This window comes from Pedobacter sp. (genome assembly GCF_035566355.1).
Taxonomy (GTDB): Bacteria; Bacteroidota; Bacteroidia; order Sphingobacteriales; family Sphingobacteriaceae; genus Pedobacter.
The window spans coordinates 1-7,056 of record NZ_DATMRL010000649.1; the positions used below are offsets into that span (position 1 = coordinate 1).

7 protein-coding genes are annotated in these 7,056 nt (G+C 37.9%); 2 read left to right on the plus strand and 5 right to left on the minus strand.

Annotated elements, in window-relative coordinates:
• Positions 1-291, minus strand: a 291-nt coding sequence (locus tag VNZ46_RS25560) for a phytoene/squalene synthase family protein (protein ID WP_325563893.1), incomplete at its 3' end; no start/stop codon positions are given.
• Positions 292-294: 3 nt separating this feature from the next.
• A complete protein-coding gene (locus VNZ46_RS25565; RefSeq protein WP_325563895.1) occupies positions 295-1,782 on the minus strand; it encodes a phytoene desaturase family protein in 1,488 nt (495 codons plus the stop codon).
• A gap of 227 nt (positions 1,783-2,009) precedes the next feature.
• On the opposite strand from VNZ46_RS25565, the gene VNZ46_RS25570 reads away from it, so the two are divergent.
• On the plus strand, positions 2,010-3,464 hold the full coding sequence (locus VNZ46_RS25570; RefSeq protein ID WP_325563897.1) for an SDR family oxidoreductase: 1,455 nt from the start codon (positions 2,010-2,012) through the stop codon (positions 3,462-3,464).
• Between the two features lie 109 nt (positions 3,465-3,573).
• Here VNZ46_RS25570 and VNZ46_RS25575 read toward each other — a convergent pair whose 3' ends face one another.
• The 3 genes from VNZ46_RS25575 to VNZ46_RS25585 all read right to left on the minus strand — a co-directional run bounded on the left by VNZ46_RS25575 (position 3,574) and on the right by VNZ46_RS25585 (position 6,548).
• Positions 3,574-4,161, minus strand: coding sequence for a DUF4142 domain-containing protein (locus VNZ46_RS25575; protein ID WP_325563899.1), 588 nt, complete (start codon positions 4,159-4,161; stop codon positions 3,574-3,576).
• Positions 4,162-4,218: 57 nt separating this feature from the next.
• On the minus strand, positions 4,219-5,592 hold the full coding sequence (locus VNZ46_RS25580) for a PAS domain S-box protein (RefSeq protein ID WP_325563901.1): 1,374 nt from the start codon (positions 5,590-5,592) through the stop codon (positions 4,219-4,221).
• Between the two features lie 221 nt (positions 5,593-5,813).
• Positions 5,814-6,548 carry a DNA-formamidopyrimidine glycosylase family protein gene (locus VNZ46_RS25585; protein WP_325563903.1) on the minus strand — a complete coding sequence of 245 codons (735 nt, stop codon included), beginning with the start codon at positions 6,546-6,548 and terminating at the stop codon, positions 5,814-5,816.
• Positions 6,549-6,681: 133 nt separating this feature from the next.
• Here VNZ46_RS25585 and VNZ46_RS25590 point away from each other — a divergent pair.
• The coding region (locus tag VNZ46_RS25590; RefSeq protein ID WP_325563905.1) for a ferritin-like domain-containing protein at positions 6,682-7,056 on the plus strand (375 nt) is incomplete at its 3' end.

The following is a 7,056-nucleotide window of genomic DNA, read 5'->3' on the forward strand; positions in this document are numbered from 1 at the left end:
ATGGTAAGTATTGACCACCTGCTGAAAGGCGTTGAGTACTGGATTTAGGCTGATGCCGTCTTCTATAGCCTCAAAACAGTCTCTTTTAAATTTAGAAAGTAAAATGACTTTATTGTAATTATGGAAGCTGTCTACAATTTCATCTGCCAGTCTTACAAAACCATAAATAGAATAAATAGGTTGGCGAAGTCTTTCGTTTAAAAAATAGATACCTAATGAAAAGCTTGTACTGTAACGCTTGGTGATCATTTCGCTGCATTGGGCCGATAACTTGTCAAATATTTCTTTCATGATTTATTGATTTAGGTACTTTATAAGTTGCTGTGCTGCCACATTTCCGGAAATGATTGAAGGTGGGACACCGGGGCCTGGTACGGTGAGCTGCCCGGCATAAAACAGGTTGCTTATTTTTTTATTTTTTAACGAAGGTTTCAGATTCGCGGTTTGCATCAGTGTATTGGCTAGTCCGTAAGCATTTCCTTTAAATGAGTTGTAATCTGCAATGAAATCGCTCACACAATAGCTCTTTTTATAATCCAGGTGTTCCCGTATAGAAGTTCCTGTATACGCTTCCAACCTATCCATGATCAATAGAAAATATCGCTCCCGGACTGTTTCGGGATCTTTTACATCCGGGGCAAGGGGCATTAAAATGAACAGGTTCTCATGGCCATCTGGTGCAACTGTAGGGTCGGTGATACTTGGGCAGCAAACATAGAACAAGGGTTTTGATGGCCATTGTGCGTCTTTATATATTTCGTGAGAATGTTGTTTTAAATCTTCGTCAAAGAATAGGGTATGATGGTTTAAGCAGTCTACTTTTGTATTTACTCCAAGGTAGAAGATAAGGCACGAGGGGGCAAGAATTCTGTTTTGCCAGTACTGCTCTGAATAATTTCTGTGTGGGCGGCTGATCAGCTTTTCTTCTATGTGGTGGTAGTCGGCTGCCGCAATAACACCATCGTAGGTTTTGGCACCCTTTTCTGAACTCAGTTTTACAATGTGTTTTCCTTGTACTTCCAGTGCGGTTACTGCTGCATTGGTATAAAATTGAGCACCTTGCTTTTCTGCTACGGTTTTCATCGCCTGAATCACTTTTCCAAAACCGCCTTTTGGGTACCAGGTGCCTAGTTTTAGGCCGGCGTAGTTCATCAGACTGTATAAAGCCGGAGTATCTTCAGGCATCGCGCCAAGAAATAGCACCGGGAATTCCATTAATGCAATAAGCCTGGGATCTTTGAAGTATTTTTTTACGTGTGAACTGAAAGAAGTAAATACCTGTAATTTAAACAAGCCCTTAATCAGGTCCTTATCCGCAAATTCAAATATAGACAGCCCTGGTTTATAGACCAGTTTTTCCATACCTACTTTATACTTATATTCTGCTTCGGCTAAAAATTTCTTCAAATTTTCTGCGCTTCCGCTTTCTATAGATTCAAATAGCTGACACAATCTTTCAAAATTTGCAGGAATGGTTAATATATCGCCGGCACCAAAAACTACACTGAAACCGGGGTCGAGTAACTGCAGGTCGTAGAAATCTGCTGCTTTACAGCCAAAATCATTGAAGAACTTTTCGAATACTTCAGGCATCCAATACCAGCTTGGCCCCATGTCAAAAATGTAACCATTGTCTGTTTGCAGCTGACGTGCTCTGCCTCCAATTTCGGTGTTTTTTTCATAAACATCTACGTCATAACCTCTTTTAGCCAGGTAAGCTGCAGCACTTAGTCCTGCAAATCCAGAGCCTATAACGGCTATTTGTAATGTTTTTTGTTTCAAATTATTTGGCATTCAGCAGCTTGATTCTAATGGTGTGTTAAATCAATTGTTATATAATATAATACAAATATATACTAATATAGTTTATATTTGTACTAATATAATTTCATAACCTCTTTAAAAATATTCTCCAATGAAACCATCATGTGCAGAAATACACAAACCGATATGAATAGAATTTGGTTGCACATGATAGCTTCATCACCATTAAATAAAATTATATTCTGATGAAAATACTGCTAACGGGTTCAACCGGTTATATTGCCCAGCGCCTGCTTCCGGTTTTGCTGGAGCATAAGCACCAGGTGGTTTGTTGTGTAAGAAATAAAAATCGCTTTGATGCAGAGAAATTTGCAGGATTTGACTTGGAAGTAATTGAGGTGGATTTTTTGAAAAAGGAAAGCCTTGTACATATACCGGCAGATATAGATGTGGCATATTACCTGATGCACTCTATGTCGTCGGGGATAAATGACTTTTCTCAGGCGGAACTGTTAACAGCAAGTAATTTTAAACATTCTGTAGAGCGGACAAATGCAAAACAAGTTGTTTTTTTAAGCGGAATCGTTAACAGTGAAGTTTTGTCCAAACATTTACTTTCCCGTCTAAATGTAGAAGAATCGTTGAAATCGGATGTTTATGGCCTGACAACTTTACGGGCAGGTATTATAGTAGGCTCGGGGAGTGCCAGTTTTGAAATTATCAGGGATATTATAGAAAAGCTTCCCGTAATGATTGCGCCAAAGTGGCTTAATACACGTTGCCAGCCAATTGGTATTCGTGATGTGCTGCATTTTCTTGAGGGCGTTCTAATGAAAGATTATGCTTTAAATAAGGCTTTTGATATCGGCGGCCCGGAGGTCATTACTTATAAAAATATGCTTCTGAGGTTTGCTAAAGTTAGAGGTCTTAAACGCAGGATTTTTATTGTTCCTGTGATGACACCAAAACTATCTTCCTATTGGCTTTATTTTGTGACTTCCACATCTTATTCATTGGCATGTAATTTAGTGGAGAGCATGAAGGTCGATGTGGTAGCTAAACCCAATCAGCTGCAGGAAAAATTAGGTATTGAAGCCATGACTTATGAGGAGTCAATAAGACTGGCATTTGGAAAAATTGAACAAAATCAGGTGATATCCAGCTGGCGGGATGCCATGAATAATGATGCTTATCCAGATAGCTTTAAAAAGCTGATTGAAATTCCTCAGGAAGGCTGTTTTAAGGATGTACGGTCAATGAAAGTAGATGATCCTGAAAGGGTGCTACATAATATCTGGTCTATCGGAGGTTCAACAGGCTGGTATTATGCAGACTGGCTGTGGGACATCCGGGGATTGATAGATAAGCTATTTGGTGGGGTGGGCCTTCAAAGGGGCAGAACAAATTCTGACCGCCTGTCTACGGGAAGTGTAATTGATTTTTGGCGGGTGATTCTTGCCGATAGACAAAATCGTCGTTTGTTGTTATACGCCGAGATGAAGTTGCCTGGAGAGGCCTGGTTGGAATTTAAAATAGATAAGGAAAATATATTCATGCAAACCGCCACTTTTCGCCCCTTAGGCATAGCGGGCAGATTGTACTGGTATTCAGTTTTACCCTTTCATGCTTTTATTTTTAAAGGAATGATGAAAAATATTGCTCTCTATCATCAGTTAGAAAAGCCAGTGGTGAAAATTTAAATTGATCAATTTAAATCTTAGTATGGATTTTTTGTAATATTTCAAGTCTTAAAAATCTTTCAAAATAATTTACTGAGGTCATTTAAACCCCAGTAAATCTATTTGATCTTTATTTCATGCCATCATGAATTTTATTGATCATATCCAGATGAGACTGAACAATAGGGGCTGTTTTGGAAGCAAAGGCTTTAAGATCTGCATCCTTTCCGTCTTTAGCTTCGTCCTGCATTAGTTTAAGCGTAGATTTATGACCATCTATCATGGTCTGCACATAATCCTTATCAAAATCAGCACCTGATTTCTTGTTTAGATCATCCATTTTTTTCTGATGATCTGCATCTAAAGTGCCTGGTAAAGTAATGTTTTTCATTTTAGAAATAGCTTTCAGTTCTTCATTCGCTTTGCCGTGGTCATTCACCATCATGGTCGCAAATTCTTTGACTTTAGCATTACTGCTTTTACTTAAAGCTAATTTTCCAAGTTCCACTTCTGCCATACCCCCGGCTGCCGCTTTAGTTGAGAACTCAGCATCTGATTTGTCCACAGCAATTCCACCAGTCACTGCAGCGTTTGAGGTTGTATCTTTTACTTTGTTTAAACTGTCGGCGGTATCTTTGGCATCGTGGTTGCCATTTCCGCATCCCTGAAACGCAAATGCAGCTGCAGAGAAGGATAATAGATAAAATAATTTTTTCATAGATTTAAGATTTTGTTTCTCTCTTAACAAATGAAAACAGAAATGGTTTAGACTGAGCTAACTGCGTTCTGCATTTTTAACTATTTCTCGTACACCCAGATCTAAATCTTCAGCTGATATGCAGAGATAATTAACCAGCTGTTTTTGTGCTTCAGTTAAAAATTCTTCGTCTTTTAATAGCTCTACCAAGCCCATGATCCGGGTTAGGGAATCTCTTACTTTATGAGATTGTGTCCAGGCAATTTCTTTAAGCTGTTTATTTTGCATCTGGATTTTACTTAAGCTGTGTTTTTGTGCGGTGATATCACGAAATGCACCAACAGCTCTTATGGCTTTTCCTTCTTCATTTCTCAGAAAAATGCCGCGGTATTGAATAATGGCTATCTCTTTGTTGGCTTTGAAAAACCGATATTCTGAATAAAGAATGGGGATAGAAGGGTCTTCCAGGGTTTCTTTCATTTCCCGTAATACCGCTTCTTTGTCATCGGGATGGATATTTTCTGACCACAAATTATTGTTATAGATGCTTAGATCATAGCCGAAAATTTCTTGAAAACCAATTCCCCAATCCACATGATCATTTGCGATATCCCAGTCGCAAATTGCTTCATCAGCTGCCTTTAACACAAGTTTATAACGTTCATTGCTTAAGCGAAGTTCATTATTGACATTGATGACATCTGTGATGTCTTTAGAATTGGTTACAATGCCTGAGATTACGGGATCGTCAATAAGATTGGTTGCTGCTGTACTGATCCATCTCCACTGTCCGTAGCCATCGCGAAAACGAAAGGGGTCGATCATTACACGTTTCATATCTATGAGTTTTGATAAAGTTTGGCCCACTCGTTCTGCATCTTCCGGATGAATGTAATCAAAAGCTGTTTTGCCCATTAATTGTTCTGGTTCAATACCCAAAAGAGGTCCACAGCTTTCACTTACAAATTTGTAAATCCCATCCAGGTCTATAATGGCTGTTAAATCGGAACCACCTTGTACCAGTGCTTTGTACCGTTGTTCTCTTCGGATCAATTCCTGCTGGGCCATTTCAAACGCGATTTCAGTTTTAATCTGTTCGGTAATGTCAGTTACAGCTACAAACTCGTTTATGACCCCATTCGATTCGTACACACTACTTTTAAGTTCTACATTGATGAGGTTTTTTTGTTTTGTTAAATGGCGTGAACGATTAACAATAATGCTGTTTGAGGTGTTTTTTAAATTTTTAATGGCTTGTTCAAGTTCGGGAAGATCTTCTTTTGGGGTGATGTCCTGAATGGTCATCTCTAAAAAATCTTCTCTTGAATAACCGTACAAATGGAGTGCGGCTTCATTTACATCTACAAATTTAAAAGTTTCAGTATTTAGGGTCCATAATGGTTGTGGATTGAACTGGAAAAGATTTTTATATATATTTTGCAGATCTTCCATATAGCCAGCTGAGTTAATGTTTAAATTAAAAAAAATATTTCATTTCTATAATAGCGATTAGGTTATTATTCTTTTTATACGAAAATATTTTTTAGGAAACTTGTTAGGCTCCGGTATGTTTAGTGATTAAAATACACTACTTTCTCTATATTGTTTGCCTATGCCTAAATTATTTATACATTAAAGTTATAGTTTAACTTTTGAACGGTATTTTTAATCTGTCACAGATACAATTTTTGACAGATCAGGCAATAAAATGTTCGTCTTTTTGTTTTTCCTGAATATTCCTTTTTCAAGGGATGTCCAAGCGGACAGATTTTTCTCGTGTTGACCAGCCAGTGCTTTTTAAGCGTGAAAGCTTTTTTCCACTCCAGAAAATCAAAACTGTATTGCCGGGCTTCTGTGATGATTAGTTTGAGTTTAGACAATGGTATAGCATGTATTTTACTCAGTGGCTGTACACCTACTCTATATAAAACCTCATTTTTAATAATATTTCCTACTCCTGAAAAAATCTGCTGGTCTAGTAAAATGTCGCATATCAGTGAATCTGGATATGATCTTACTTTTTTTAAGGCCCTCTTCGGGTCCCATTCTTCTGCCATCACATCGGCCGACCAATCGTAGCTGAGGTCTATTTTTCCTTCTATGTATTTTAAAGAACAAGTGTAGAAATTAAGCTCTGCATTTTTAAAGAATAGACTGAGCCTTGCGGGAGTGTCTTTATGTTCGTTAATTCTGTAGCTGCCAAACATCATAAAGTGTATCCTAAGGTTGAATTTTTCAAAACAGATCAAAAAATGTTTACCCCAGCTTTTAACTGCGATAACCTGCTGATGCAGCATTCTGTCCTTGTCTATCGTTGTATTTCCGCTAACAGCTAAAATTTCTTTTCCTTCCAGATGTAAAGGCTCAATGAGTTCTCTTAATATAACAATTGATGGTCCTTCGGGCATAAAAAAAAGAGTTTGTAAAGTAATGAAGAACAGGTTTTTAACAAATAAGTTTTGTAAAAAAAAAGATTTAATTTTCTAAACAATCGGCAGTTGCAAAGGTTAGTAGGGTACATCGAACTAAAAAACAAAAATTATGGCAACTACAACAAAAGCAACAAGCAAAAAAGGATCGAAAGTATCCGGAATGACTGGCAAGATGAAAGATTCTGAATTTCACGAATTTTTTGTTGATGAGTTAAAAGACATTTATTGGGCAGAGAAGCATCTGGTAAAGGCCTTGCCTAAAATGAAAAAAGCAGCAACCAGCCCTGAGTTGGCAGCCGCATTTGACAAACATACTTCGGAAACCCAGACGCATATCGAAACGCTGGAGAAAGTCTTTGAATTATTGGAGGAAAAGCCTGTGGCTAAAAAATGCGATGCCATGGCTGGGTTATTGGAAGAAGCCAACAGTATCATCGAGGATACGGATGAAGGTACTATGATAAGGGATGCCGGTTTAATTCTT

Bases quoted from the DNA above. Each gene is read 5' to 3' on its own strand.
- VNZ46_RS25570 (WP_325563897.1), top strand. From the start codon at position 2,010: ATGAAAATACTGCTAACGGGTTCAACCGGTTATATTGCCCAGCGCCTG.
- VNZ46_RS25575 (WP_325563899.1), bottom strand. From the start codon at position 4,161: ATGAAAAAATTATTTTATCTATTATCCTTCTCTGCAGCTGCATTTGCG.
- VNZ46_RS25580 (WP_325563901.1), bottom strand. From the start codon at position 5,592: ATGGAAGATCTGCAAAATATATATAAAAATCTTTTCCAGTTCAATCCA.
- VNZ46_RS25585 (WP_325563903.1), bottom strand. From the start codon at position 6,548: ATGCCCGAAGGACCATCAATTGTTATATTAAGAGAACTCATTGAGCCT.